This is a genomic window from Duganella hordei (assembly GCF_040369125.1).
Lineage (GTDB): Bacteria > Pseudomonadota > Gammaproteobacteria > Burkholderiales > Burkholderiaceae_D > Rugamonas > Rugamonas hordei.
On the sequence record NZ_BPWI01000003.1, the window covers coordinates 257,823 to 284,279 of the forward strand.

Here is a 26,457-nt window from a genome sequence, read left to right on the forward strand (position 1 = left end):
GCAGGGAGGCGCGCTTACTTCAACGCCACGAATACCGGGTTCGAATAGAACCACAGGCTGCGGTAGTTGCGATCGTTGATATCGTTGAAGCGCGCCGTGTTGTCAGTGGTGCCGGTGCGCTGGTCCGCCAGCGGCTCGCCATCCTGGGTCAGGCCGGCGACATCGGTGCCGAGGTTGGTGCCGCGCAGGCGGTAGTACTGGTTCTTGCCGGCGGTGGTTTCGTAGCTGATGCTGAAGTAGCCGTCCGCATCGACCTTCCAGTCCGCGCTGGTGAAACGCTTCACCACACGGGTGCTGGCATTGGTGGCCACGCTGTAGGCGGCGCTGCCCGGTGTGGCCTTGGCGCCCACGTCGCCCACGATCAGGTCGACGTGGTCGACCACTGGCTTGACGTTGGCGGCCGTACCGCTGTCGACCGGCTTCTCGTAGTTGTTTTTTGCGGGCGACTTGAAGCGGATGGTGATCGTCACCTTGTCGCCGCTGGCGACCTTCAGTTCCCCGCCCATCTCCTTGCGATCGTCCTTGCTGGCCAGGTTGAAGTCCAGCGCGTTGATCAAGTCCCCGTAGACCGAGAACATTTTGCCCGAGCGCAGACCTTGCAGCAGGTCCTTCGCGGCTGGTGCGCCCTGGGCGCTGTTGAAAACGTAGTTCTTCGCGTACTCACCGGGGAAGTAGCCGCTGCTGTTGCCGCCGACGATCTTGAAGTGCGTGTCCGAATCGGTCAAGTTCCAGATGCGGCGGCCCTCGCCGAGCAGCGCATCCCACACGCCGCCGACTTTGGCGACGACGTAGTCGACGCCGCCGTAGGCGCGCAACGGCGCGTTTTCCGGCGTATAGGCCGCCGTGTAGCCGCCACGGTCCGGCTCCATCTGGTTGCCGATCATGCCTTCGATGGCGAATACGATGTTCGGCGCGATATCGTTGAAGCGGCGGAAGTCGTCGACGGTGTAGCTGCCCTTGTTACGCGACGGGTGGTTGACCACGGCGTAGCTGGTGTCCGGGTAGTTGTCCTTCAGCCAGCTGATCGCTTTCAGCGCATCGTCGGCGGAGGCGTTGTAGCGGGTGGCGCCGTACTTGGCCTTCCAGGCGGCGACATCGGCCGCATCGAACAGCGTCGCGTCGCGGGTGGTGAACAGGTATTCGAATTCCTTCATGCCCTTGGTACTGGCGGCCAGCTTGTCACTGCCCTCGAACAGGCCGATCCCGATATGGTCGTGGGTCGGCATGTCCCATTCGAAGCCGGAGAAAATCAGCTTGTCGGCAAAGGTGCCGGCAGCTTGCAGCGCCTTCACGTGTGGAATCTCGTAGCGTTCGACGCCGGTCGACAGTGGAATCGCCGCAGGCAGCGTGGCGCCCTTCTCGTCTCGCGAGGACAGTCGCAGGTGATTGCTGACAGCCATCCAATCCAGGCCATAGTTGGTGAAGGCCTTGCCCAGCACCTTGTCCAGTGTCTGGCTGACATCGGTATCGGGCGACTGGGTGGTGTGGGTATGCAGATCGCCCGCGATCCAGCGACCGCTCGGCAGCGGAGGCGCGGCGACGGTCGGGGACTGGTCGCCGCCGCAGGCGGCAGCGGTCAGCAGGATGGCGATGGCGGTCGGGATCAGCAATTGGCGTGGGCGAAAACGGGAGGAAAACGGCATGATATATGAGTCCTGAAGTGAATGCGGAATTCGGCACATTAACATCGGCGTATTACCTCCTTATGACGAGGTAAGGCGTGTGAAGCTGCTATGATCGCCGGCTGGCGCAGACAAAGATCCGCGCAGCCTCGCAAATCAATTCAGGGATTATAAAAATGACCATAGGCGGAAAAACCATAGAAGAGGCTTTGGCCTCGTTGTCCGACATGACCGCGGGCGCGGTCCCCATCGGCAAGGACGAACACTTGCAGCGCATCGCGCGCGCACAGTCCTACATGCGCGAGCAGGGCATCGCAGCGATCTACGTCAACGCCGGCTCCAACATGACCTACTTCACCGGCACCAAGTGGCACGCCAGCGAACGCATGGTCGGCGCCATCGTACCGGCCAGCGGCCCGGTGGAATACATCGCTCCTGCGTTTGAAGAGAGCACGCTGAAGGATTTCATGCTTGTCGAAGGGAACGTCAACACCTGGCATGAGCATGAAAGCCCATATCAGCTGTTCGTCGAGACGCTCAAGCGCATAGGCATCGCGCCGGCTGCGGCGGGCGGCACGGCACCGCGCGTCGGCATTTGCGAGAGCGCGGCCTTCTTCATCTATGACGGCATCCGTCCACTGGCCGCCGGCTACGCGCTGGAGAACGCGCGCCAGGTGACGGCGCACTGCCGCACCCGCAAGTCGGCCAGCGAGATCGCGCTGATGCAGCGCGCCAAGGACATGACGCTGGCTGTGCACGTCGCTACCGCCAGCATGCTGCGCGAGGGGATCACGACGGTCGAGGTGGAGGAGTTCATCAACCGCGCGCACCGCAAGGTAGGTGCCTCGGGTTCCTACTTCGTGATCGTGCTGTTCGGCGAGGCGACCGCGTATCCGCACGGTGTCAGCTACGTGCAGACGTTGCAGAGAGGCGACACTGTGCTGATCGATACAGGCTGCAAACTGCACAACTACATTTCCGACATCACGCGCACCTACGTGTTCGGTGAAATCAGCGCGCGTCAGCGTTCGGTGTGGAACAGCGAAAAGGCGGCGCAACTGGCCGCGTTCAATGCGGCGCAGCTGGGCGTGCCGTGCGAGGAAGTGGATATGGCGGCGCGGCGTTCGCTGGAAGCGGATGGCTACGGACCGGGCTACAAGCTGCCAGGCCTGCCGCACCGTACCGGCCATGGCATCGGCCTCGATATCCACGAATGGCCGTACCTGGTCGGCGGCGACAAGACCCCGCTCGATGTCGGCATGTGCTTCTCGAACGAGCCGATGATCTGCATCCCCGGCGAATTCGGCGTGCGCCACGAAGACCATTTCTACATGACGGAAAATGGTCCGAAGTGGTTCACCGAACCGGCGCACAGCATCGACGATCCGTTCGGCCTGCGCAAATAAGCCTTATGCCCTATGCGCCGGAGAAAGCAGTCCTCCGGCGCCGGTTCTGTCTCAGGTCCGCTTCATCACCAGCGTCAGGATGTCGTAGCTGGCCACCAGCTCGTCGTTCTGGTTGGTCACCTGCACGTCCCATGCGACCACGCCCTGGCCGACGCCCTTGTCGTCGGTGCGGTTGCGGTCCACCTTGCGCTTGCAGGTCAGGCGCGCGCGGATGGTGTCGCCGATGGCGACCGGCGTGATGAAGCGCAGGTTGTCCAGGCCGTAGTTGGCCAGCACCGGACCGGGTGCCGGGGAGACGAACAAGCCGGCGGCGGCCGACAGCACGAAGTAGCCGTGCGCGATGCGCTTGCCGAACTGCGTATCCCTGGCGGCGATCTCGTCGAAGTGCATATAGAAGTAGTCGCCCGAGACGCCGCCGAAGTTGACGATGTCCGCTTCGCTCACGGTACGGCGGTGCGTCAGCAGCGAGTCGCCCATCTTCAGGTCTTCGAAATATTTACGGAACGGATGGACTTCGCTTTCCTGCACCTTGGCGCCACGGACGTATTCACCGGTGACGGCGGCCAGCATCGTCGGCGAGCCCTGGATTGCGGCGCGCTGCAGGAAGTGGCGCACCGCGCGGATGCCGCCCAGCTCTTCGCCGCCGCCTGCGCGGCCAGGACCGCCATGCTTCAGCTGCGGCAACGGCGAACCATGACCGGTGGAGTCCACCGACGCTTCACGTTCGAGTATCAGCACGCGCCCGTGCGAGGCGGCCGCCATCGGTACCGCGTAGGCAGCAATGGCCGGCTCCTTGGTCACCAGCGTCGAGACCAGCGAGCCCTTGCCGCGCGCGGCAAGGGCCATCGCTTCGTCGATGCCGTTGTAGCTGATGATGGTGCTGACCGGACCGAAGGCTTCGATGTCGTGCACGGCGTCGTTGCTCATGCCGTCGCGGCACAGCAGCAGCGTCGGCGAGAAGAACGAACCGCCGGCCACGCCTTCGCCGACCGGCTTGAAGCCGTCGCGTTCACTGAACAGCACCTCGTTGCCGCGCGCGAGCAGCTCGACGCGCTCGGCGACGTCGCGTTGCTGGTCCTTGGAGGCCAGCGCCCCCATGCGCACGCCCTCTACCGACGGATCGCCAACGCTGACTTTCGCCAGCCGTTCACGCAGGCGGGTGCCGACGGCGTCCACCATATTTTCCGGCACGATGATGCGACGGATCGCGGTACATTTCTGGCCCGCTTTGCCGGTCATCTCGCGCGCCACCTCTTTGACGAACAGGTCAAACTCGACGTCGTCCGGCGAGACGTCCGGCGCCAGGATGGCGCAGTTGAGCGAATCGGCTTCGGCGGTGAACGGCACCGAGTTAGCGATCAGGTTGCGGTTGGTGCGCAGCCTGGCGGCGGTGTCGGCCGAACCGGTGAAGGTGACGACGTCGGCGCCGCCCAGGCGATCGAGCAGGTCGCCGGTGCTGCCGATGACCAGCTGCAGCGCGCCTTCCGGCAGCAGGCCGGATTCGTGCATCATGCGCACCAAGGCTTCGGTCAGGTAGCTGGTGGCGGTGGCCGGCTTGCCGATGCACGGCATCGCGGCCAGGAAGCTTGGCGCGAACTTCTCCAGCAAGCCCCAGATCGGGAAATTGAAGGCGTTGATATGCACCGCCAGGCCGCCGCGCGGCACCAGGATGTGGGTGCCCGAGAAGCCGCCGTTTTTACCCAGCGCCATGGCCGGACCTTCATGCAGCACGTTCGACGACGGCAACTCGCGGCTGCCCATGCTGGCGTAGGCGAACAGCGTGCCGGTGCCGCCTTCGATGTCGACCCAGCTGTCGGCGCGGGTGGCGCCGGTCAGGTGCGAGATCGCGTACAGTTCTTCCTTGCGGCTGACCAGGTACAGCGCCAGCAGCTTCAGGCGCGCGGCGCGCTGCTGGAAATCGAGTTTCATCAGTTCCGGCACGCCCACTTTGCGGGCATAGGTGACGGCTTCGTCGAAGTCGATCTTCTCGGCGTGGGTGTGATAGATCAGCGAGTTGTTCAGGGCGCTATGCAGCGGCGCCGACGCTTCGGCGCCGATCCAGCGGCCTCCGATCCAGCTTTGCAGGGTTGATGCCATGTTGATCTCCGTTTCTTATTTCATTCGTTATGCTTGCGCGTTTTTATGCAGGTGCAGCGGCAGCGAGCTTTCCCATTCGATGCGCTTGCGGTCCGCTTCCACTTCGGTCAGCGCTTCGACTTCGCGCATCGTATTCATCGAGCGCACGGCCAGCTCCTGATACTGGCCTGTGCCTTCCGTCTTCCATTTGATTTCGTCGTCGCTCAGTGCGCGCGCCACCTTGGCCGGCGTGCCGACCACGAGGCTGCGCGGCGGCACTTCCATGCCGGCGCGGACGAAGCTCATCGCGGCGACGATGCTGTCGGCACCGATGACGGCGTTGTCCATGATGACGCTGTTCATACCGACCAGCGCATTGCGGCCGATGCGGCAGCCATGCAGCACGGCGCCATGGCCGATATGGCCATCGCGCTCGACCACCGTATCGCATCCGGGGAAACCGTGCATGACGCAAGTGTCCTGCAGGTTGGCGCCCTCCTCCAGGACCAGCCGGCCGAAGTCGCCGCGCAGCGCCGCCAGCGGACCGACGTAGCAGCGCGGGCCGACGATGACGTCGCCGATCAGCACCGCGCTGGGATGCACGTAGGCGGTCGGGTGGACCACCGGCGTGACACCGTTGATTTCGTAGACTTTGACCATGACGGTTCCCCGGCGCTTACACGCGTTCGATGACGAGGGCGATACCCTGGCCGACGCCGATGCACATGGTGCACAGCGCGTAGCGGCCACCGGTGCGTTCCAGTTGGTTCAACGCTGTCAGCACCAGCCGCGCACCGGACGCGCCCAGCGGGTGGCCGATGGCGATGGCGCCGCCGTTCGGGTTGACGTGCGGGGCGTCGTCAGCCAGGCCAAGGTCGCGCGTAACGGCCAGGCCTTGCGCGGCGAAGGCTTCGTTCAGTTCGATGACGTCCATCTGGGCGATGCTCAGGCCGACCTGCGCCAGCACCTTCTTCGATGCCGGCGAAGGGCCGAAGCCCATGATGCGCGGCGCCAGGCCTGCGGTGGCCATGCCCAGCACCCGGGCGCGCTTCTTCAAGCCGTATTGTTCGGCGGCGGCGGCCGACGCCAGCAGGATGGCGCAGGCGCCGTCGTTGACGCCGGATGCGTTGCCGGCGGTGACGCTACCGTCGGGCCTGACCACGCCTTTGAGCTTGGCCAGCATCTCGACCGTAGTGTCGGGACGCGGATGCTCATCGGTGTCGACAATCTTCGGATCGCCTTTTTTTTGTTGCAGCGTGACCGGCACGATTTCGCTCTTGAATACGCCCGCCGCGTGGGCGGCAGCCCAGCGTTGCTGGCTGCGCACGGCAAATTCGTCCTGGTCGATACGGCTGATGCCGAATTCCTGGGCCACGTTTTCGGCCGTCTCCGGCATCGAGTCGATGCCGTGCTGCGCCTTCATCAGCGGATTGACGAAACGCCAGCCGATGGTAGTGTCTTCGATCTTGGCTGCGCGCGAGAAGGCGCTGTCGGCCTTTCCCATGACAAAAGGCGCGCGCGTCATGCTTTCGACGCCGCCGGCGATCACCAGCTGTGCTTCGCCGGACTTGATGGCGCGCGCGGCGATACCGACCGCGTCGAGGCTGGAGCCGCACAGGCGGTTGATGGTGTTGGCGGGAACGTCGACCGGCAGCCCGGCCAGCAGCGCGGCCATGCGGCCGACGTTGCGATTGTCCTCTCCGGCGCCGTTGGCGCAGCCGTAGTAGACGTCGTCCACTTTCGACCAGTCGACGCCGGGATTGCGGGCAATCAGCGCGGCGATGGGCAGCGCGGCCAGGTCGTCGGCACGTACGCCGGCCAAGGCGCCGCCGTAGCGGCCAAATGGGGTGCGGATGGCGTCACAGATAAAAGCGTCGTTCACGGAATCTCCTTAATTTCTCGGGCGCTGGTCCACCACGCGGCGGGCCTTGCCGGTCAGCGTGCGTTCGATGCCGTTGGCGGCTAGCAGGCGCACTTTGGTGGTGACGCCAACGTAGGTTTTGATGTGATGCTCAAGCTCGCGCGCCAGCGCTTCGGTCTCGGCAACCGGCGTTTCCGGACGCAGCTCGGCCAGCACATCGAGTTTGTCGAGATGACCGTCACGGCTGACGACCAGCTGGTATTGCGGCGCCAGCTTGGGCATCTTGCAGATCAGTTCTTCGATCTGCGTAGGGAACACGTTGACGCCGCGGATGATCAGCATGTCGTCCGAGCGGCCAGTGATCTTGCCGATGCGCCGCATCGAGCGCGAGGTGGCCGGCAGCAGCCGCGTGAGGTCGCGCGTGCGGTAGCGGATGATGGGCAGCGCTTCCTTGCTCAGCGAAGTGAATACCAGTTCGCCCTCTTCGCCGTCCGGCAGCACTTCACCGGTTTCGGGATCGATGATCTCCGGGTAGAAATGGTCCTCCCAGATGACCGGACCATCCTTGCTCTCGATGCATTCGCTGGCGACGCCGGGGCCCATCACTTCGGACAGGCCGTAGATGTCGACCGCGTCGATGCCGGCGCGTTGTTCGATTTCCTTGCGCATGGCGTCGGTCCACGGTTCTGCGCCGAAGATGCCGACCTTGAGCGAACTGGCGGCCGGGTCCAGCCCCTGGCGCTGGAATTCCTCGATGATGTTCAGCATGTACGATGGCGTGACCATGATGATGGACGGCTTGAAGTCCTGGATCAGCTGCACCTGTTTTTCGGTCTGGCCGCCGGACATCGGAATCACCGTGCAGCCGAGCCGCTCGGCGCCGTAGTGCGCACCCAGGCCGCCTGTGAACAGGCCGTAGCCATAGGAGATATGGACCATGTCGCCACGTCGTCCGCCGGCGGCGCGGATCGAGCGCGCAACCACGTTGGCCCAGGTGTCGATGTCGTTTTGCGTGTAGCCGACCACGGTCGGCTTGCCGGTCGTACCGCTCGATGCGTGCACGCGCACCACGCGGTCCTGCGGCACGGCGAACATGCCGAACGGGTAGTTGTCGCGCAGTTCCTTCTTGCCGGTGAAGGGAAACCTGGCCAGGTCGGCCAGCGTGCGCAGGTCGTCGGGATGGACGCCGGCGGCGTCGAACGCGGCGCGGTAGTGGGCCACGTTTTCGTAGGCGTGCTTGAGCGACCACTGCATGCGCTGCAGTTGCAGGGCTTGCAGTTCGTCCTTGCTGGCGCGTTCGATCGGCTCCAGATCGGACGGTTCAGGAATGCGTTGGACCATCGTTGTCTCCTCTTTATGCTGGGTGCTGCGGTATGACTTCTCCGCTGACCCGGTGCGACTTACCGCGAAACAGCGCGATCGTACGGCCATCCTGGTTGCTGACCTTGATGTCGTAGACGCCGCTCTTGCCGGACAACGCCTGTTCGACCGCCGTCGCGGTCAGCACGTCGTGCAGGCGTCCCGGTGCAAGATAGTCGATGGTGCAGCCTGCGCCGACGGTCACCATATTGCGGCTGTTGCAGGCAAAGGCGAAGGCGCTGTCGGCCAGCGCGAAAATGAAACCGCCGTGGCAGCTGCCATGGCCGTTCAGCATGTCCGCGCGCACCGGCATCGACATGCGGGCGTAGCCGGGTGCGATGGCATCGATCGTCATGCCCAGTCCTTGCGAGGCCGGGTCGCGCTCGAACATGGAGGTGGCGACGGCTTCGGCCAGCGCCTGCGCTTCGTCAATGCTGCGTTCCTGCGCTGCGGCCAGGATGCCGAGCTTAGTCATGGAAGCGTCCTCCGTTGGCCAGCTTGCGGCGCAGCAGCGGCGACACCCGATAGCGGTCCTCGCCATAGCCTGCGGCCAGGTTGGACAGCACGGTCACGATCTGTGCGATGCCGACAGCATCGGCCCAGGCCAGCGGGCCGCGCGGATAGTTGACGCCCTTCTGCATGGCGATGTCCGCCGCCGACGCGCTACAGACGCCCTGGTTGACCGCGTCCGCCGCCTCGTTGGCCAGCATGGCGACCGTACGCATGACGGCCATGCCAGGCACGTCGTCCAGCCGCGTGACTACGAAGCCTGCCGCCTGGAACAGGCCGACCACGGATTGATAGGCGGCCGGCGCGCACTGGTCCGAGCATGACAATGCGATGCGTTTGGCGCTGCCGAAGTCCAGCGCCAGGTCGAACAGCACCGTATCGGGATGGTTGTTGTCGCGGGCCCGCTGGGTGGCGCTGCGGCCGTCCGTCAGGAAGACGGCGGCGCCGTTGCAGTGGAAGGCCGGCGCTTCGTCGGCGCCCGCCGCGTGGCCCCGCGTCTCCGGCGACTTGCGATGCGAGACGGCGATGCCGGATGCGCGCAGACGCGCGGCCAGCGCGTCGGCCACTACGCCGCCGGCGGCATGCGAAGCGCCGCCGATGGCGCCGGGTTCCACCGTGTAGCTGACATATTCAGGCTTGGGCTGCGGCGCCTCGGCCTGCGGCTGCAGTGCGGAATGCAGCGGCGCACCCGCAACGGCGGCGTCGCCGTATGAATAAAATCCCCGCCCCGATTTACGGCCCAGGAAGCCCGCATTGACCATCTCCTGCTGCAGCACCGACGGAGTGAAGCGCGGATCGTTGAAGTAGGCGCTGAAGACCGACTGCGTAACCGAGAAATTGACGTCATGGCCGATCAGGTCCATCAACTCGAATGGTCCCATGCGGAAGCCACCGCAGTCGCGCATCACCGCGTCGACGGTGGCGGCGTCGGCTGCCTGTTCGTTCAGCAGGCGCCAGCCTTCGGCGTAGAACGGCCGCGCCACGCGATTGACGATGAAGCCCGGCGTCGACTTGGCGTGCACCGGGTTCTTGCCCCAGGCGGCGGCGGTGTCGTACACGGTTTGCGCAACCGCCGCATCGGTGGCCAGGCCGCTGATCACTTCGACCAGCGCCATCAGCGGCACGGGATTGAAGAAGTGCATGCCGGCCAGGCGCGCGGGCACGCGCAGCTGCGCGGCAATCGCGGTGACGGAGATCGACGAGGTGTTGGTGGCCAGGATGCAGTCGTCCGCGACCAGCGTTTCAAGCTCGGCGAACAGCTTGCGCTTGACGTCCAGGTTCTCGACGATGGCCTCGACCACCAGCGCGGCGCCGGCGACATCGGCCAGCGTGACGGCCGCATGCAGGCGCGCGATGGCGGCGGCGCAGTCGACAGCGCTGATGCGCTCCTTCGTCACCAGCTTGTTGAGGGCGGCGGCAATGTCGGATATGGCCTTGGCGACGGCCTCGGGGCGCGTGTCATACAACTTGACGGTATAGCCGGCGACGGCGGCCACCTGCGCGATGCCCGCGCCCATCGCGCCGCTGCCGATGACGGCGACGACGCGATCTTTGTCGAGGGCGGCCATGTTATTGCCCCTTGAATTGCGGTGCGCGTTTTTCCATGAAGGCGGCGACGCCTTCGCGGTAGTCGTCGCTGCGACCCAGTTCGCTCATCATGCCGCATTCGAGCGTCAGTTGCTGCTGCAGCGTGTTGTGCGGGCTGGCGTACAGGGCTTGCTTGGTGAAGGCCAGTCCCTTGGTCGGCGCGCTGGCGAAGTGGCGCGCCATGGCTGCGGTTTCAGCGGCCAGTTCGTCGTCCGGCACGGCCTTCCAGATCAGGCCCCAGGCTTCAGCCTTCTCGGCGCTGAGCTTATCGCCCAGCATGGCCAGGCCCATGGCGCGGGCGCTGCCGATCAGGCGCGGCAGGAAGTAGGTGCCGCCGGTGTCGGGGATCAAGCCCAGTTTGCAGAACACTTCTACGAACGAGGCCGATTTGGCGGCCAGCACGATGTCGCAGGCCAGCGCGATGTTGGCGCCGGCGCCGGCGGCCACGCCGTTGACGGCGCAGATCACCGGCATCGGCAAGGCGCGCAGCGCCAGCACCAGCGGCGCGTAGTTTTTCTCGACCGAGTCGCCCAGGTCGACCGGACTGGCGCCCGGCTCCACCGAGCGGTCCGACAAGTCCTGGCCGGCGCAGAAGCCGCGACCGGCGCCGGTCAGCACGAATACGCGCACGCTCTTGTCGGTGTTGACCTTGTGGATGGCGTGACGCACTTCCTCGTGCATGGCCTGCGTGAAGCTGTTCAACTTGTCGGGACGGTTCAGCGTCAGCGTGGCAACGCCGTCGGTGATGTCGAAGAGGATGTTCTCGTAGTTCATGGCGTCTCCGTGCTGGTTATTGGCTTGTTTATTGCGTTATTCGGCCTGGTCGAAGTCGATGACGACCTTGTCGGTGATGGGGAAACTCTGGCAGCTGAGGACATAGCCGCGCGCGATTTCATAATCTTCCAGCGCGTAGTTGACGTCCATGTCGACCTTCCCTTCGAGCAGCTTGCAGCGGCAGGTCGAGCACACCCCGCCCTTGCATGAGTAGCGCATGTCGATGCCGGCCTTGAGGCCCGCGTCGAGCAGCGACTCCTTGTCCTGGTCCATGGTGAAGCTGGTGGCGCTGCCATCCATGATGACGGTGACTTCGGTTTCGTGACGCGCCGCGGCAGGGTCGATGGCGCGCGGCTTGTGCTGGTGCTTGGGAATGCTGGCGGCGAACAGCTCGATCTTGATATTCGATTTCGGCATGCCGGCTTCCTGCAACGCTTCGGACACGCCCAGCATCATGTCTTCCGGGCCACAGATGAAGGCGACGTCGATGTCGTCGGCGCGCACCCAGTACTTCAGGAACTGCGCGGCCTTCTCTTTGGTGATGCGGCCGTTGAACAGCTCGATGTCCTGCTGCTCGCGGCTCATCACATAGGCCAGCTTCAGGCGCTCCATGTAGACGTCCTTCAGGTCCGACAGCTCGTCCTTGAAGATCACCGACGACGAGGCCCGGTTGCCGTAGAACAGAGTGAAGCGGCTGTGCGGCTCGGCCGCCAGCGTGGTCTTGATGATCGACAGGATGGGCGTGATGCCGCTGCCGGCGGCGAAGGCCAGGTAGTGCTTGCGGTTGGCGGCGTCCAGCGGCACGTTGAAGTGGCCCATCGGCGGCATCACTTCCAGCGTGATACCTGGCTTGATGGTGTCGTTGGCCCAGCTGGAGAACAGGCCGCCCTGCGTGCGCTTGATGGCCACGCGCAGCGCGCCGTCCTGCACGGCGGAGCAGATCGAATACGAGCGGCGCACGTCTTCGTCGCCGATCTGCGCGCGCAGGGTCAGGTGCTGGCCTTGCTGGTAGGCGAAGCTGTCGCGCAACTCGGGCGGCACGGCGAAAGTGACGGCGATGGTGTCGCGCGTTTCGTTGCGCACTTGCGAGACGGTCAGCGGGTGGAATTTGCTCATGATCTTTTTAGTGGCACTTGAAGTAGTCGAAGGGCTCGCGGCAGTCCAGGCATTTGTACAGCGCCTTGCAGGGCGTGGAGCCGAACTGGCTGGTGATTTCGGTGTGGCTGGAACCGCAGTTGGGGCACACGACGCTCAGGCGCGGCTGCGCGCGGCGCGAGATGGCGGCGTGGGCTCCCGCTCCGCCTCGCAGGCCACTGATGTCGATGACCTGCTGCGCGGGCGGCGCGATGCCGTAGTTTTTCAGTTTGACCTTGCCTTCTTCGCTCATCCAGTCGGTGGTCCAGGCGGGCGAGAGCTGGTTTTGCAGGCGTACGTCTTGCAGGCCATGCGCGTGCAGCGCGTCGGTGACAGCGTCGGCGATCACTTGCATGGCGGGACAGCCGGAATAGGTTGGCGTGATGGTGACGGTGCAGGCGCCGTCGGCGGCCATCTGCACGTCGCGCACGATGCCCAGGTCGACGATGGAGATGACCGGGATCTCCGGGTCGGAGACCTCGGCCAGCCAGGACCAGACCTGTGCGGCGGTGTGCCCGGCGTTGATGGCGGCGGCTGTCATGGCAGGCTCGCTGTTACCAGGTGGCGCCGGGATAGGCGCGCTGCAGGAACTGCATCTCGGCCAGAATATAGCCCAGGTGCTCGGTATGGCGGCCTTGCTTGCCGCCCTTCTGCATCCAGGCGTCGGCCGGCGGCATCACCAGCGTGGCTTCGGCGAAGATCTCGGCCACGTGCGCCAGCCATTGCGCGCGCAGTTCGTCGGCGGCCGGCGCGATGCCCGCAGCCACCATGGCGTCGTCGATGGCGTCGTAGGCGAACACTTCGCCGCTGTACATCCACAGCTCGTCGGCGGCCGCCTGCGTCTTGGCGTGGCTGACTTCCGTGCCGTCGCCGAGGCGCACGATCAAGTCGCCGCTGCGGCGCAGGTGGTAGGTGACTTCCTTCAGCGATTTCTCGGCGATGGCGGCGATGCGGGCGTCGCTCGAACGCGTCAGGCCGACGATCAGGAAGTAGTGCCAGGTGTCGAAGTAGAACTGCCGCATCATGGTGTCGGCGTAGTTGCCGTTCGGCTGTTCCAGCAGCAGGCAGTTCTTGAAGTCGTGAGCGTCGCGGTGGTAGGCCAGCTTGTCTTCGTCGCGGCCGGCGCCTTCCAGCTCGGCGGCGTATTCGTACCACAGGCGGGTCTGGCCCAGCAGGTCGAGCGCGACGTTGGTCAGCGCCATGTCCTCTTCCAGCGCAGGGCCTTTGCCGCACAACTGCGACAGCTGCTGGCTCAGGATCAGCGCGTTGTCGCCCAGGCGCAGAAGGTAGTTGACTTTGTTATCCACGGTGCGGCTCCGCTTACAGGTTCTTGACTTCTTCCGGCATCGGGAAGAAGGTCGGATGGCGATACACCTTGCTGTTGGACGGCTCGAACAGGGCGCCCTTGTCGGACGGGCTGCTGGCGACGATGTCGGCGGCGCGCACCACCCAGATGCTGACGCCTTCATTGCGGCGTGTGTAGACGTCGCGCGCGTTGTTGACGGCCATTTCGGCGTCCGGCGCGTGCAGGCTGCCGACGTGCTTGTGCGCCAGCCCGTGCTGGCTGCGGATGAATACTTCCCACAACGGCCATTCTTTGCTCATGCTCTTCTCCTCGTGTTCTCGTCTCAGGCCGCGGCCTTGGCGGCGGCGTGTTTGTCGGCGTGCGCGACCAGCGCTTCGCGGAACCAGGCGCCGTCTTCCCACGCCTTGACGCGGGTGCGCAGCCGTTCGCGGTTGCACGGGCCGTTGCCCTTCAGGACGTTGTGGAACTCGCTCCAGTCGATGGCGCCGAATTCGTAGTGGCCGGTCTCGGCGTTGAATTTCAGATCGGGATCGGGCACGGTCAGGCCCAGGTACTCGGCCTGCGGCACGGTCTGGTCGACCATGCGCTGGCGCAGCTCGTCGTTGGAGAACAGCTTGATCCGCCATTGCGCCGACTGCGCGCTGTTGACCGATTCGGCATCCGACGGACCGAACATCATCAGCGACGGCCACCACCAGCGGTTCAGCGCATCCTGCGCCATGGCCTTCTGCTCGGGCGTGCCCTTGGCCAGCGCCATCATGATGTCGTAGCCCTGGCGGGCGTGGAACGATTCTTCCTTGCAGACGCGGATCATGGCGCGCGCATACGGACCGTACGAGCAGCGGCACAGCGGGATCTGGTTGATGATGGCCGAGCCGTCGACCAGCCAGCCGATCGCGCCCATGTCGGCCCACGACAGCGTCGGGTAGTTGAAGATGCTGGAATACTTGGCCTTGCCGCTGTGCAGCGCAGCCAGCAGCTCGTCGCGCGACACGCCCAGCGTCTCGGCGGCGCTGTACAGGTACAGGCCGTGGCCGGCCTCGTCCTGGATCTTGGCCAGCAGGATGGACTTGCGCTTCAGGGTCGGCGCGCGCGTGACCCAGTTGCCCTCGGGCAGCTGGCCGACGATTTCCGAGTGCGCGTGCTGCGAAATCTGCCGGATCAAGGTCTTGCGGTAGGCGTCCGGCATCCAGTCCTTGGCCTCGATCTTGACGCCGTCGTCGATGCGCGCCTGGAACGCGCGCTCGTCGGCCGCCATGTCGTCGGCCGTGCGGACGGTGCTCAGGCCGGTCTCCACCATTTGTGCATACATCGCTATCTCCTCATCGAGTAGACATCATAATACGATACATATTTTGGTTTGACTACGTTTTTTTTGAGTCATATTAATAAACGGTATCCCGTCGGTAAGGCGTATGAAATAAATGCTGCGCCTGCGGTCAGGCAAAGTAAACTCTTGTTTGTGTGTATAGATAAAGATTGCAGCCCATGAATTGCAATGACTGGATAGCGAATTTCCTGGCCAGCGACCCGCCGCGGTCGAAATCGCTGGTGGTGACCATCTTCGGCGACGCCATCGTGCCGCATGGCGGCATGGTGTGGCTGGGCAGCCTGATCGAGCTGCTGGCGCCGTTCGGCGTCAACGACCGGCTGCTGCGCACCGCCGTGTTCCGGCTGGCGCAGGAGGGCTGGCTGGGCGCGCAGCGCGACGGCCGCCGCAGCTCGTACGCGATCACGCCGGACGCGATGACACGTTTCGTGCACGCCTACCGCCGCATCTACGCGCCGCTCAACGTGCACTGGGACGGCAGCTGGACGCTGATCCTCAACGGCGACGGCGCGCTCAACGCGGCAGAGCGCGGCGCGGTGCGCAAGGAGCTGCTATGGGAGGGCTACAGCGTGATCGCGCCCGGCATCATGGGCCATCCGGCGGCCGATGGACCGGCGCTAGACGAGCTGCTCAAGCGGCTGGGCGTGGCGGGCAAGTTATTCGTGGTACAGGGCAAGTCGATGCGCCAGGTCAGCGCGCGCCCGCTCAGCGACCTGGTGGCCGACGGCTGGGACCTGAGCGGCGTGGCCTACGGCTACCAGCGCTTCATCACCCAGTTCGAGCCGCTGCGGGCGGCGGTGCAGGCGGAAGCGGACGCGTTGTCGCCGCAGCAGGCGTTCGTAATCCGCACCCTGCTGATCCACGCCTACCGCCGCGTGCAGCTGCACGATCCGCAGTTGCCGGTCGAGCTGCTGCCGACGCCGTGGCCGGGGGCCATGGCCTACGAACTGGCGCGCGACATCTACCAGGCCGTCTACGCGGCGGCCGAGCAGCACGTCGACGCCACGCTGCGGCGCGAGGACGCCGCCGCCCCGGCCGCCGAGCCAGCCTTCTTCGACCGCTTCGGCGGTTTGGCCTAGCCCGGTTTTATCGGCCAGCAGGCGGCACGGTGGCAATCAGAGGGAACGCTGCCGGGTCGCGTAGCGAGGCAACCGACAGATCGATATCGAGCGACGGCCAATAAAGATGATCGGCGCTGGGGCGCTGCACATCTCCCAGCTGCTCCAGCGTCGCATCGACGAACCAGGGAAAATCCGCGTAGGCAGCGTATAGTTTCTCATTGCCAAGGTCGACCCAGAAGCCGTGCGCGCTGATATCGAGAATGCGAACCGCTGTGGGCCGCTCACTATGAAAAATAGGTGCGCCAGACATTCTGCATCTCCTGATGATGAGCAGCGACAAAGCGTTCGGCCGTACGCAACTGCGATGCCGACAAGCCGGTATGCCACGCCAGCGCTACATCCGGCTCCAGCCAGAACTTCGCCGTGCCATCCGGGTGAGACACGTGAACGTGCATCCGGGTTTCCTCGCGAGAGAAGAAAAAATAGCGGAAGCCAGCTTCACGGAACAGCGTGGGGGTCATGCCGATTGTACTCCTGCGTCGCGTCGTCAGGCGCTGCCGCAGGGCGCGGCAGTCGTCCCAATTTAGCAAAACCGGCGCGGCCGGCCTTGCGCTGACGCAGGGCAGCGCGGCCTTATTTGCGGCCGATGCTGATCAGGTAGTTCTGCATCGTCGCCTCGGCCACCGAGGCCCACTGGTTCTGGTCGTGGCGGAACTTCTTCCACGGCTCGTAGACCTTCTTGAACTTGGCGTTCTTGGCCGCTTCCTCTTCCATCACGGCGGTGGCGTGCTGGTAGGAGGCGTCCATGATCTCCTTGGAGAAGTTGTGCAGTTTGGCGCCATTCTTCATCAGCCGCGCCAGCGCCGCCGGGTTCTTGGCGTCGTACTCGGCCTGCATGGCGACGTGGCACTCGAAGCTGGCAGCCTCGATCGCCGCCTGGTATTCCTTGGGCAGCTTGTCCCATTCCTTGATATTGATGTAGAACGACAGCTGCGGCCCGGCCTCCCACCAGCCCGGCGCGTAGTAGTGCGGCGCCACTTTCACCAGCCCGAGCTTCTCGTCGTCGTACGGGCCGACCCACTCGGCCGCGTCGATGGTGCCCTTCTCCAGCGCGGCGTAGACGTCGCCGGCCGGGATCTGCTGCGGCACCACGCCCATGCGCTCCATCACGCGGCCGGCGAAACCGGCGATGCGGAACTTCAGCCCCTTCATGTCGGCCAAGGTCTTGATCTCCTTGCGGAACCAGCCGCCCATCTGCGTGCCGGTGTTGCCGGCCATGAAGTTGATGATGCCGTAGCCCTTGAAGAATTCTCGCATCAGCTCGCGCCCGCCGCCCTGGTCTATCCACGCCGTCTGCTGGCGCGAGGTCAGGCCGAACGGCACCGCGCAGTCGAAGGCGAACGTCGGGTCCTTGCCGAAGTAGTAGTACGACGGCGTGTGCCCCATCTCCACCGTGCCGGCCTGCACCGCGTCCATCACCTGCAAGCCGGGCACGATCTCGCCGCCGGCGAACTGACGGATGACGAACTTGCCGCCGGTCAGCTCGGCCACCCGCTTGGTGAAGCGCTCGGCCGAGCCGAAGATGGTGTCCAGCGTCTTGGGGAAGCTCGACGCCAGGCGCCAGCTGATGGCCGGGCCGCCCTGCGCCAGCGCCGGGGCCGCGAGGGTGGCGGCGCCGGCGGCGGCCGTGCCGTGCTTGAGGAAGGAACGACGTTGCATGCGTATCTCCGGTGATTGGTCTGCGGCCAGTGTAGAGCCACTTTGACAAGCTTGCAATCGTTGAAATCGGGCCGCGCCGGGCGCGAGGCTGTATCATGTCGGCACCGCGCCACAAGCGCGAACAAACTCATTACATAGAAATTACCGGGATTCAGCCATGTCTATCAAAATCAGCCAGCAATTCGACGCCGGCGCCATCGAGGTGATCCGCGCCGACGATCCGGCCGCCATCGACCTCCACATCCGCAAGGACTCGCACGCCGACATCACGCAATGGTTTTATTTCCGCGTGCAGGGCGCGCAGGCGACGCCGCTGACGCTGCGCTTCCTCAACGCCGGCGCGGCCGCCTATCCGGACGGCTGGAAGGATTACCAGGCCGTCGCCAGCTACGACCGCGACAACTGGTTCCGCGTGCCGACCACCTTTGACGGCTCGGTGATGACAATCAGCCACACGCCGGAATACGACAGCGTCTACTACGCCTACTTCGAGCCGTATTCGTGGGAGCGCCATCTGTCGCTGCTGGACAACGCCCAGCTGTCGCCGCTGGTCAAGCTGGTCGACCTGGGCGGCACCATCGACGGCCGCGACCTGAACATGCTGGTCATCGGCGATCCGGAAGCCGAGCAGAAGGTGTGGGTCATCGCCCGCCAGCACCCGGGCGAGACGATGGCCGAGTGGTTCGTCGAAGGCATGGTGGAAGCCCTGCTGGACCCGGCCAACCCGTTCGGCCGCCAGTGCCTGAAGGAAGCCGTGTTCTACGTGGTGCCGAACATGAACCCGGACGGCTCGGTGCGCGGCAACCTGCGCACCAACGCGGCCGGCGCCAACCTGAACCGCGAATGGCTGAACCCAACCATGGAACGCAGCCCGGAAGTGTTCCTGGTGAAAAACAAGATGCTGGAAACCGGCTGCGACCTGTGCCTGGACATCCACGGCGACGAGGGCCTGCCCTATGTGTTCGTGGCCGGCAGCGAGTCGCTGCCGACGTTCACGCCGGACCAGGCCGAGGCGCAACAGTATTTCATCGACAACTTCCTGATCGCCAGCCCGGACTTCCAGGACGAGTACGGCTACGGCGAAACGCCGTACACCGACGAAACGCTGACCATGGGCTCGCCGCACATCACCCACGCCTTCGGCTGCCTGTCGCTGACCCTGGAGATGCCGTTCAAGGACAACGCCAACGATCCGGATCCGGACACCGGCTGGAACGGCGCCCGCAGCGCCGAGCTGGGCAAGTCGGTGCTGCAGCCGGTGTTGCAACAATTGCTGGCCCAGGCCTGATACTGCGACCAGGTGATTGAAAGTAAGCAACTTTCCGATTACCATGCCAGCGAAGTGGAAAAAGCCCGTCCGACGCGGGCTTTTTTCTGTGCGACCACCCAACCGGCATCGATCATCATGAATCCACGGCAACGCCCGTCCCTTACCCTGCTGCGCCTGCTGGCCGCGGCCCCCATGCTGCTGTCCCCGCTGTCCGCCCGCGCCGATGACGACAAGAAAACACCGGCCGAAGCGCCCGTGCAGCAAGTCGAGATCAAGGGCGCGGCGGCCACCTACGACGCCCGCCGCAACGACACCGCCACCAAGATCGTCGTCACGCAGGAAGAGATCCTGAAGAACGGCGACACCACCATCGCCGAGGTGCTCAAGCGCCTGCCGGGCATCACCGTCGGCGGCGTGCAGGGACGCGGCGGCGACATCCGCATGCGCGGCCTGGGCAGTGGCTACACGCAGATCATGCTCAACGGCGAACCGGCGCCGCCGGGCTTCTCGCTCGACTCGCTGTCGCCGGACATGATCGAGCGCATCGAGGTGATGCGCGCGGCCACCGCCGAGTACAGCACCCAGGCCATCGCCGGCGGCATCAACATCGTGCTCAAGAAAGCCATCGTGACGGCCCAGCGCGAACTCAAGCTCGGCCTGCAGGACGACAACGGCCACGTCGGCACCAACACCAACTTCCAGCTGTCGGACCGCCGCGGCGCGCTGTCGTACGCGGTCGGCGGCGGCATCACCTACGGCAAGTTCGACCGGCCGTCTGAAGTGGTGACCACCGGCTTCGCGCCGGACGGCAGCCAGAACCTGCTGCGCCGGACCGCCATACAGAGCCGCGGCCTGTTCGAGGCGCTCAACCTGTCGCCGCGCGTCAACGTCAATCTGGGGCCGAACGACATCGTCACCTCGCAGAGCTTCGTCAACGTCAACCGCTTCCACGCCGACAACAGCGAGCAGGTGGCCACCGTACAGGGCGCGGCGCCGCGCTACACCGGCACCCGGATCCACATCGACAGCGACTTCGAAATGCTGCGCAGCGACCTGACCTGGACCCGCAAGCTGGCCGGCGGCGCCAAGCTCGAGCTCAAGGGCGGCGTCAACTACAACCACCGCCAGACCGAGGCGCCGTCCAGCCAGTACTATCCGGGCGACGTGCTGGCGCTGTCGCGGCTGATCACGTCGGCGTCGACCGACCAGGGCTGGTCGAGCACCGGCAAGTATTCGACGCCGCTGTTCGAGGGCCATGCGCTGGCCACCGGCTGGGACGCCGGCTACAGCGCGCGCGACGAGGACCGCATCCAGCGCGAGAGCTCCACCGTGGGCGCGCCGGCCGCCAACCTGGACCAGCGCTACAACGCCGACGTCAAGCGGCTGGCGCTGTACGCGCAGGACGAGTGGACGCTGACGCAGCAATGGTCGATGTACTTCGGCCTGCGCTGGGAAGGCATAGACACCACCAGCGAGGGTAACGACTATGCGCCGGTAAGCAACAAGTCCAGCGTGTTCAGCCCGCTGTTCCAGACGCTGTGGAAACTGCCCGGCAGCAAGGCCGACCAGTTGCGCCTGGGCCTGACGCGCACCTACAAGGCGCCCGGCGTCAACAGCCTGATCCCGCGCCGCTTCGCCTCCAACAACAACAGCGCCACCAGCCCGGACCAGACCGGCAATCCGCTGCTCAAGCCGGAACTGGCCTGGGGCCTGGACCTGGCGTTCGAGCACTACCTGGCGGGCGGCGGCCTGCTGACGGCCAGCACCTTCGTCCGCCGCATCGAGGACATCACGCACCAGCAGGTGGCGCTGATCAATGGCCTCTACGTGTCGCGCCCGGTCAACGACGGCATAGCCAACACGCGCGGCATCGAGCTGGAGGCCAAGCTGCCGCTGCGCGCGATGATGAAGGGCATGCCGGCGGTGGACCTGCGCGCCAACGTCTCGCGCAACTGGTCGGACCTGACCTCGGTGCCGGGCCCGAACAACCGGCTGGACCAGCAGACCCCGGTCAGCGGCACCGTCGGCGCCGACTGGAAGCTCGACACCCTGCCGCTGACCGTGGGCGGCAGCTTCAGCTTCCAGAGCGGCGGGCCGGTGCGCATCTCGCTGCAGCAGTCGGCCTACACCATTCCGAAACGGTCGCTGGACCTGTATGGACTGTGGAAGTTCAATCCCAAGAACCAGCTGCGGGTGGCGCTGGCCAACGCGCTGCACCAGGACAACTATAGCGAGTCGAGCTACGCCGATGCCAGCGGCACGCTGCGCGACGGCACCATCACGCCGACCACCGCCGTGGTGCGGGCGCTGGTGGAGATGAAGTTCTGATGTAGCAACCGCTTGAGCCCGTTCCCTGCGGCGCGACAATGTCGCCGCCGCGGGGAAAAATACACTGGACCTCATACGGCGCATCCGCGCGCCGCTTCCGGAGGTTCAGCATGGATACCCTGACTTTTTCCCGGCCTTTCAGCCGCGCCTCGGCGCGCCGCGTGTTGCTGTTCTTCGCCCTGCTGCTGAGCGCCTGCTCCACACCCTACCGTCCGCCGCAAGTGGCCGACGCCGGCGCCGCCTTTCCCGGACTGGCCGACCTGGCCGCGCAGTCCGGCGGCAAGCGCGCCGACGTGCTGTTGGTGCACGGCATCTGCACCCACGACGCCAGCTGGGCCGGCGAGGTGGTCGGGCAATTGATGCAGGCCGTCACCGCGGCCACCACATCGGCGCCGGCCGTGGCGCGCGCCGGCGGCGGCCCGCAGATCCAGATCGTGCCGGCAACGGTCGAGACGCCAACAGGCCGGCTGCGCTTCGACGCGCTGATCTGGTCGCCGCTGACCACGCCGCTCAAGCGCCAGCTGTGCTACGACCAGAGCGGCAAGTCCGCCATCTGCGAAGGCGCGCCACCCTACACGCCGCAGCGCGCGCGGCTCAATGCCCGGTTCAAGGATGGCTTGATCGACGATTGCCTGCCCGACGCGCTGATCTACCAGGGCGTGGCCCGCGACGAGATCCAGCGCCGCATGCGCGATGCCATCCTGCAGGTGCTGGCGGACGGCGACGGCGTGCCGGAGGTGCCGCTGGTGGTGATCTCGCACAGCATGGGCAGCAAGATCCTGTTCGATACCCTGCTGCGCATGACCGAGGAGGCGCCCGGCTCGCGGCCGGCGCTGGTGGCGCAGCGAGCGGTCGACCGCCTGCGTTTTCTGGTGATGGCGGCCAATCAGATTCCGCTGCTGTCGCTGGCCGACCAGTCGATAGCCGCGCCGGGATTGTCGCTGTCTGCTCCGCCCGACAGCCTGCAGCGGCTGTTGCAAAAGCGGCTGGCGGCGCGACCCCGCGCCGGCGCCGACCAGCATCTGACGCTGGTGGCGTTCAGCGATCCCGACGACCTGCTGTCGTACACGCTGCAGACCGACAAGTATGCGCGCGAGGGAGTTACCGTCTACAACATCCTGGTCTCCAACGCGCCCACCTATCTCGGCCTGCTGGAGCGGCCCGACTACGCCCACCTGGACTACCTGAACAATCCCGGCGTCGGCCGCCTGATCGCCTGCGGACTGCCGTCCAGCGCGCTCTGCAAGCGGGAGTAGGTGGGCTTTACTTCGCGTTCCGCCCGGCGCTGATCAGATAGTTCTGCATGGTCGCCTCGGCCACCGACGCCCACTGATTCTGATCCTGGCGGAACCTCTTCCAAGGTTCATAAATCTTCTTGAACTTCGGATTGCGCGCCGCCTCCTCGTCCATGACGGCGGTGGCCGCCGCGTAGCAGGCGTCCATCGTATCCTTGGGGAAGTTACGCAGCTTCACGCCGTTCTTCAGCAGGCGCGCCAGCGCGGCCGGATTCTTCGCGTCATACTCGGCCTGCATCACCACATGCGCCTCGTACGTGGCCACCTCGATCGCAGCCTGGTACTCCTTGGGCAGCTTCTCCCACTCCTTGATGCCGACGTAGAACGAGAACGACGCCGACGCCTCCCACCAGCCCGGCGCGTAGTAGTACGGCGCCACCTTGTTGAAGCCCAGCTTCTCGTCGTCGTAAGGCCCGACCCATTCGGCCGCGTCGATGGTGCCCTTTTCCAGCGCCGGATAGATGTCGCCGCCGGCCAGCTGCTGCGGCACCACGCCGAGGCGCTCCATCACCCGCCCGGCGAAACCGGCGATGCGCATCTTCAGGCCTTTCATGTCGGCCACCGACTTGATCTCCTTGCGGAACCAGCCGCCCATCTGCGTGCCGGAATTCCCGCCGAGGAAGTTGACCACGCCATAGCCCTTGAAGAACTCGCGCATCAGCTCGCGTCCGCCGCCCTGGTCGAACCACGCCGTGTGCTGGCGCGACGTCAGCCCGAACGGCACCGCGCAATCGAAGGCGAAGGCCGGGTCCTTGCCGAAGTAATAGTAGGAGGCGCTATGGCCCATCTCGACGGTGCCGGCCTGCACCGCGTCGAGCACCTGCAGGCCGGGCACGATTTCGCCGGCCGCGAACACGCGGATGTTGAACTTGCCGCCGGTCAGCTGGGCGACGCGCTTGGTCAGCGTATCGGACGCCGAGAAGATCGTGTCCAGCGATTTGGGGAAGCTTGAGGCCAGCCGCCAGTTGATGGTCGGCAGATCGGCCGCCAGCGCGGGCGCGGCCACCGCGGCCACACCGGCGCCGGTGGCGGCCTTTTTCAGAAAGGAACGACGCTGCATGGTAAGTCTCCGCTGTTGTTATAGTCGCCACAGTGTAAGACAAAAACGGCCGCACAGGGCGGCCGTCGGCAAAGTGCAACAGACAGCGCTCAGCCGCCCGCCACCACCATGTTCTCGATCAGGATCGAGCCGGTCTGCTTGGTGCCGCGCACCAGCACGTCCGCGCCCACCGCGACGATTTGCGCCAGCATGTCCTTCATGTTGCCGGCGATGGTGATCTCCTCCACCGGATACTGGATCACGCCGTTCTCGACCCAGTAGCCCGAGGCGCCGCGCGAGTAGTCGCCGGTCACGTAGTTGGTGCCCTGGCCCATCAGTTCCGTCACCAGCAGGCCGGTGCCCATCTTGCGCAGCATGGCCGCGAAGTCGTCGCCCTTCTTCGTCAGCGACGACGTCAGCGACAGGTTGTGCGAGCCGCCGGCGTTGCCGGTGGTCTGCATGCCCAGCTTGCGCGCCGAATACGTCGACAGGAAATAGCCCTGCACCACGCCGTCCTTGACCACGTCGCGCTTGACGGTGCGCACGCCTTCCTCGTCGAACGGCGCCGAACCGACGCCGCCGACCACGTGCGGGTCTTCCTTGATCTGGATATGTTTCGGCAGCACCTGCTTGCCCAGCGAATCGAGCAGGAAGCTGGACTTGCGGTACAGCGCACCGCCCGACGTCGCCTGCACGAAGGCACCCAGCAGGCCGGCCGCCAGCGGCGCCTCGAACAGCACCGGGCAGGTGCGGGTGTCGATGGTGCGCGCGTTCAGGCGGGCCAGCGCGCGCTCGGCCGCGTAGCGCCCGATCGCTTCCGGCGACGACATCTTCTTGGCGTCGCGCACCGAGGTGTACCAGTCGTCGCGCTGCATCTTGGCGCCCTTGCCGGCGATCATCGCAACCGACAGGGTGTGGCGCGAATACGGATAGCCGCCGATGAAGCCGCGCGAGTTGGCCGCGACGAAATGCGACTGCTGCACGTGCACGCCGGCGCCCTCGGAATTGGTCACGCGCGGATCGACGTCGAAGCCGGCCGCCTCGGCGCGCTGGGCCAGCGCCACCGCGTCGGCGGTCGAGATGTCCCACGGATAAAACAGCTTCAGGTCGCGCGGCGCCAGCTCCAGCTGGTCGGCGTCGGCCAGGCCGGCGCAGTCGTCGTCGGCGGTGAAGCGGGCGATGTTGTAGGCCGCCTCCACGGTCGCCTTCAGCGCCGCCTGTGAAAAGTCCGAGGTGCTGGCGTTGCCGCGGCGCTGGCCGATGAACACCGTCACCCCCATGCCCTTGTCCTTGTTCTGCTCGATGGTCTCGATCTTGCTCTTGCGCACAGACACCGACAGCCCGCTGCCCTCGCTGATTTCGACGGCGCAATCGGTGCCGCCTTGCTCCTTGGCAAACGCCAGCACATCGCGTGCGAGCTGCTTCAACTGGTCCTGAGTATGGGTAAAATGGGTATCGCTCATGGGCTGTAATCTTCGGGTGGCCGCTAAAACAGGTATCATAGCAGTCGTTTACAGTTTACAGGGGCGGCCACGCTCCTGACAGAGAGTTAATATTATGGTAAATCCCAATCGCGGCAGCGGCGGCGTGGGCTTCAGCTCCACCGAATTCGAGCAAGAGTACGAACGTCCTTCCAAATCCGAGCTCAAGCGCCAGTCCGACGCCCTGCAAAAAATGGGCGAAACGCTGGTCGAAGCGCCGCGCGACCGCGTCAAGCGCGTGCCGATGCCGGAGGATGTGCTCGAAGCCATCCTCGCCTGCCAGGTGATCACCAACCACGAGGGTCGGCGCCGCGCGCTGCAATTCGTCGGCAAGAAGATGCGTACCCTGGACGAAACCGAAGTGGCCGTGATCCAGCAAGCCATCGACAGCTGGAAGGGCGCGTCCAAGTCGGAGACGGCCGCGATGCACGCGCTGGAACGCCGCCGCGACAAGCTGCTGACCGACGACAAGGCGCTGACCACCTTGCTGGCCGAAAATCCGGAACTGGACGTGCAGCACCTGCGCACCCTGATCCGCAATGCCCGCAAGGAGCAGGCCGAGAACAAGCCGCCGAAGGCTTATCGCGAAATCTTCCAGCTGCTCAAGCAGATCGAGTCCAAGAAGGGCAAGCCGGCCGCCGACGAAGGCGACGACGACGCCGACAGCGAGTCCGATGACGACTAACTTGACCAGTAACGCCGCCGACACCCTGGTCATCGGCCTGGTGTCGATCTCCGACCGCGCCAGCGGCGGCGTCTACCAGGACCAGGGCATTCCCGCGCTGGAAGACTGGCTGGCGCGCGCGCTGACCACGCCCTACCGCCTGGAAACCCGGCTGATCGCCGACGAACGCCCGCAAATCGAAGCCACGCTGACCGAGCTGGTCGACGTCACCCGCTGCCACCTGGTGCTGACCACCGGCGGCACCGGCCCGTCGCGCCGCGACGTCACGCCGGAAGCCACGCGCGCCGTCGGCACCAAGGAGATGCCCGGCTTCGGCGAGCAGATGCGCCAGATCAGCCTGCATTTCGTGCCGACCGCCATCCTGTCGCGCCAGACCGCCGTGATCCGCGAAACGCCCGACCACGCCGCGCTGATCCTGAACCTGCCGGGCCAGCCGAAGGCCATCGCCGAGACGCTGGGCGGCCTGAAGGACGCCGCCGGCGCCACCTTGGGGGGCGGCATCTTCGCCGCCGTGCCTTATTGCGTCGACCTGATCGGCGGTCCGTACATGGAAACCGACGCCGCCGTGTGCAAGGCCTTCCGCCCCAAATCCGCGCTACGCCCCCAACCCTGAG

Annotated in this window: 25 protein-coding genes; 7 read left to right on the top strand and 18 right to left on the bottom strand. The window is 65.5% G+C overall.

What is annotated here, in order from left to right:
* Nucleotides 1-14: 14 nt before the first annotated feature.
* The gene (locus tag ABWW33_RS09275) at nt 15-1,643 is read right to left on the bottom strand and encodes a CehA/McbA family metallohydrolase domain-containing protein (protein ID WP_353401009.1); all 1,629 of its coding nucleotides are present in this window, start codon (nt 1,641-1,643) and stop codon (nt 15-17) included.
* A 155-nt stretch (nt 1,644-1,798) separates the two neighbouring features.
* On the opposite strand from ABWW33_RS09275, the gene ABWW33_RS09280 reads away from it, so the two are divergent.
* Nucleotides 1,799-3,028: a M24 family metallopeptidase gene (locus ABWW33_RS09280; protein ID WP_353401010.1), complete on the top strand. Its 1,230-nt coding sequence runs from the start codon at nt 1,799-1,801 to the stop codon at nt 3,026-3,028.
* 51 nt (nt 3,029-3,079) lie between these two features.
* Here the strand turns inward: ABWW33_RS09280 and paaZ are convergent, their stop codons facing one another.
* Genes paaZ through paaA form a run of 12 tightly spaced genes read right to left on the bottom strand, consistent with a single transcriptional unit; the run spans nt 3,080 to nt 14,947 of the window.
* Nucleotides 3,080-5,125, bottom strand: coding sequence for a phenylacetic acid degradation bifunctional protein PaaZ (paaZ, locus tag ABWW33_RS09285; RefSeq protein WP_353401012.1), 2,046 nt, complete (start codon nt 5,123-5,125; stop codon nt 3,080-3,082).
* A 27-nt stretch (nt 5,126-5,152) separates the two neighbouring features.
* A complete protein-coding gene (paaY, locus tag ABWW33_RS09290) occupies nt 5,153-5,764 on the bottom strand; it encodes a phenylacetic acid degradation protein PaaY (protein WP_176652402.1) in 612 nt (203 codons plus the stop codon).
* 16 nt (nt 5,765-5,780) lie between these two features.
* The gene (gene pcaF, locus ABWW33_RS09295; RefSeq protein ID WP_353401014.1) at nt 5,781-6,986 is read right to left on the bottom strand and encodes a 3-oxoadipyl-CoA thiolase; all 1,206 of its coding nucleotides are present in this window, start codon (nt 6,984-6,986) and stop codon (nt 5,781-5,783) included.
* A 9-nt stretch (nt 6,987-6,995) separates the two neighbouring features.
* The gene (gene paaK, locus ABWW33_RS09300) at nt 6,996-8,306 is read right to left on the bottom strand and encodes a phenylacetate--CoA ligase PaaK (protein ID WP_353401016.1); all 1,311 of its coding nucleotides are present in this window, start codon (nt 8,304-8,306) and stop codon (nt 6,996-6,998) included.
* A 13-nt stretch (nt 8,307-8,319) separates the two neighbouring features.
* On the bottom strand, nt 8,320-8,799 hold the full coding sequence (paaI, locus tag ABWW33_RS09305; protein ID WP_353401018.1) for a hydroxyphenylacetyl-CoA thioesterase PaaI: 480 nt from the start codon (nt 8,797-8,799) through the stop codon (nt 8,320-8,322).
* On the bottom strand, nt 8,792-10,402 hold the full coding sequence (gene paaH / locus ABWW33_RS09310; protein ID WP_353401020.1) for a 3-hydroxyacyl-CoA dehydrogenase PaaH: 1,611 nt from the start codon (nt 10,400-10,402) through the stop codon (nt 8,792-8,794). The genes paaI and paaH overlap by 8 nt, the downstream gene beginning before the upstream one ends.
* Before the next feature lies 1 nt (nt 10,403).
* Nucleotides 10,404-11,195, bottom strand: a complete 792-nt coding sequence (gene paaG, locus ABWW33_RS09315) for a 2-(1,2-epoxy-1,2-dihydrophenyl)acetyl-CoA isomerase PaaG (RefSeq protein WP_353401022.1) — start codon at nt 11,193-11,195, stop codon at nt 10,404-10,406.
* A 36-nt stretch (nt 11,196-11,231) separates the two neighbouring features.
* The gene (gene paaE / locus ABWW33_RS09320) at nt 11,232-12,311 is read right to left on the bottom strand and encodes a 1,2-phenylacetyl-CoA epoxidase subunit PaaE (protein ID WP_353401023.1); all 1,080 of its coding nucleotides are present in this window, start codon (nt 12,309-12,311) and stop codon (nt 11,232-11,234) included.
* A 7-nt stretch (nt 12,312-12,318) separates the two neighbouring features.
* Nucleotides 12,319-12,870, bottom strand: a complete 552-nt coding sequence (paaD, locus tag ABWW33_RS09325) for a 1,2-phenylacetyl-CoA epoxidase subunit PaaD (RefSeq protein WP_353401025.1) — start codon at nt 12,868-12,870, stop codon at nt 12,319-12,321.
* 13 nt (nt 12,871-12,883) lie between these two features.
* On the bottom strand, nt 12,884-13,636 hold the full coding sequence (gene paaC, locus ABWW33_RS09330; protein WP_353401027.1) for a 1,2-phenylacetyl-CoA epoxidase subunit PaaC: 753 nt from the start codon (nt 13,634-13,636) through the stop codon (nt 12,884-12,886).
* Nucleotides 13,637-13,649: 13 nt separating this feature from the next.
* Complete coding sequence (gene paaB, locus ABWW33_RS09335; RefSeq protein WP_176652393.1) at nt 13,650-13,934, bottom strand: 1,2-phenylacetyl-CoA epoxidase subunit PaaB; 285 nt, start codon at nt 13,932-13,934, stop codon at nt 13,650-13,652.
* Between the two features lie 23 nt (nt 13,935-13,957).
* Nucleotides 13,958-14,947, bottom strand: coding sequence for a 1,2-phenylacetyl-CoA epoxidase subunit PaaA (gene paaA / locus ABWW33_RS09340; RefSeq protein ID WP_353401029.1), 990 nt, complete (start codon nt 14,945-14,947; stop codon nt 13,958-13,960).
* Nucleotides 14,948-15,123: 176 nt separating this feature from the next.
* Between paaA and paaX the strand changes: the two genes are divergently transcribed.
* The gene (gene paaX / locus ABWW33_RS09345; RefSeq protein WP_353401031.1) at nt 15,124-16,044 is read left to right on the top strand and encodes a phenylacetic acid degradation operon negative regulatory protein PaaX; all 921 of its coding nucleotides are present in this window, start codon (nt 15,124-15,126) and stop codon (nt 16,042-16,044) included.
* A gap of 7 nt (nt 16,045-16,051) precedes the next feature.
* On the opposite strand, the gene ABWW33_RS09350 is transcribed toward paaX, so the two are convergent.
* The 3 genes from ABWW33_RS09350 to ABWW33_RS09360 all read right to left on the bottom strand — a co-directional run bounded on the left by ABWW33_RS09350 (nt 16,052) and on the right by ABWW33_RS09360 (nt 17,745).
* The gene (locus ABWW33_RS09350; protein ID WP_176652390.1) at nt 16,052-16,336 is read right to left on the bottom strand and encodes a DUF2442 domain-containing protein; all 285 of its coding nucleotides are present in this window, start codon (nt 16,334-16,336) and stop codon (nt 16,052-16,054) included.
* On the bottom strand, nt 16,311-16,547 hold the full coding sequence (locus tag ABWW33_RS09355; protein ID WP_353401032.1) for a DUF4160 domain-containing protein: 237 nt from the start codon (nt 16,545-16,547) through the stop codon (nt 16,311-16,313). The genes ABWW33_RS09350 and ABWW33_RS09355 overlap by 26 nt, the downstream gene beginning before the upstream one ends.
* A gap of 112 nt (nt 16,548-16,659) precedes the next feature.
* Nucleotides 16,660-17,745, bottom strand: a complete 1,086-nt coding sequence (locus ABWW33_RS09360) for a TRAP transporter substrate-binding protein (RefSeq protein ID WP_353401034.1) — start codon at nt 17,743-17,745, stop codon at nt 16,660-16,662.
* A gap of 157 nt (nt 17,746-17,902) precedes the next feature.
* Between ABWW33_RS09360 and ABWW33_RS09365 the strand changes: the two genes are divergently transcribed.
* The 3 genes from ABWW33_RS09365 (at nt 17,903) to ABWW33_RS09375 (ending at nt 22,599) form a co-directional block, all read left to right on the top strand.
* Nucleotides 17,903-19,033, top strand: coding sequence for a M14 family metallopeptidase (locus ABWW33_RS09365; protein WP_353401036.1), 1,131 nt, complete (start codon nt 17,903-17,905; stop codon nt 19,031-19,033).
* A gap of 117 nt (nt 19,034-19,150) precedes the next feature.
* On the top strand, nt 19,151-21,343 hold the full coding sequence (locus ABWW33_RS09370; protein WP_353401037.1) for a TonB-dependent receptor plug domain-containing protein: 2,193 nt from the start codon (nt 19,151-19,153) through the stop codon (nt 21,341-21,343).
* Nucleotides 21,344-21,453: 110 nt separating this feature from the next.
* The gene (locus ABWW33_RS09375; protein WP_353401039.1) at nt 21,454-22,599 is read left to right on the top strand and encodes a hypothetical protein; all 1,146 of its coding nucleotides are present in this window, start codon (nt 21,454-21,456) and stop codon (nt 22,597-22,599) included.
* A 7-nt stretch (nt 22,600-22,606) separates the two neighbouring features.
* Here the strand turns inward: ABWW33_RS09375 and ABWW33_RS09380 are convergent, their stop codons facing one another.
* Both ABWW33_RS09380 and pmbA read right to left on the bottom strand, forming a co-directional pair.
* On the bottom strand, nt 22,607-23,698 hold the full coding sequence (locus ABWW33_RS09380; protein ID WP_353401041.1) for a TRAP transporter substrate-binding protein: 1,092 nt from the start codon (nt 23,696-23,698) through the stop codon (nt 22,607-22,609).
* 89 nt (nt 23,699-23,787) lie between these two features.
* Nucleotides 23,788-25,140: a metalloprotease PmbA gene (gene pmbA / locus ABWW33_RS09385; RefSeq protein ID WP_176652384.1), complete on the bottom strand. Its 1,353-nt coding sequence runs from the start codon at nt 25,138-25,140 to the stop codon at nt 23,788-23,790.
* 94 nt (nt 25,141-25,234) lie between these two features.
* Here pmbA and yjgA point away from each other — a divergent pair, with 94 nt between their 5' ends.
* Nucleotides 25,235-25,843: a ribosome biogenesis factor YjgA gene (yjgA, locus tag ABWW33_RS09390; RefSeq protein ID WP_353401043.1), complete on the top strand. Its 609-nt coding sequence runs from the start codon at nt 25,235-25,237 to the stop codon at nt 25,841-25,843.
* Entirely contained in the window at nt 25,833-26,456 is a 624-nt protein-coding gene (gene mog / locus ABWW33_RS09395; RefSeq protein ID WP_353401045.1) for a molybdopterin adenylyltransferase, read from the top strand. The genes yjgA and mog overlap by 11 nt, the downstream gene beginning before the upstream one ends.
* Nucleotide 26,457: the final 1 nt, after the last annotated feature.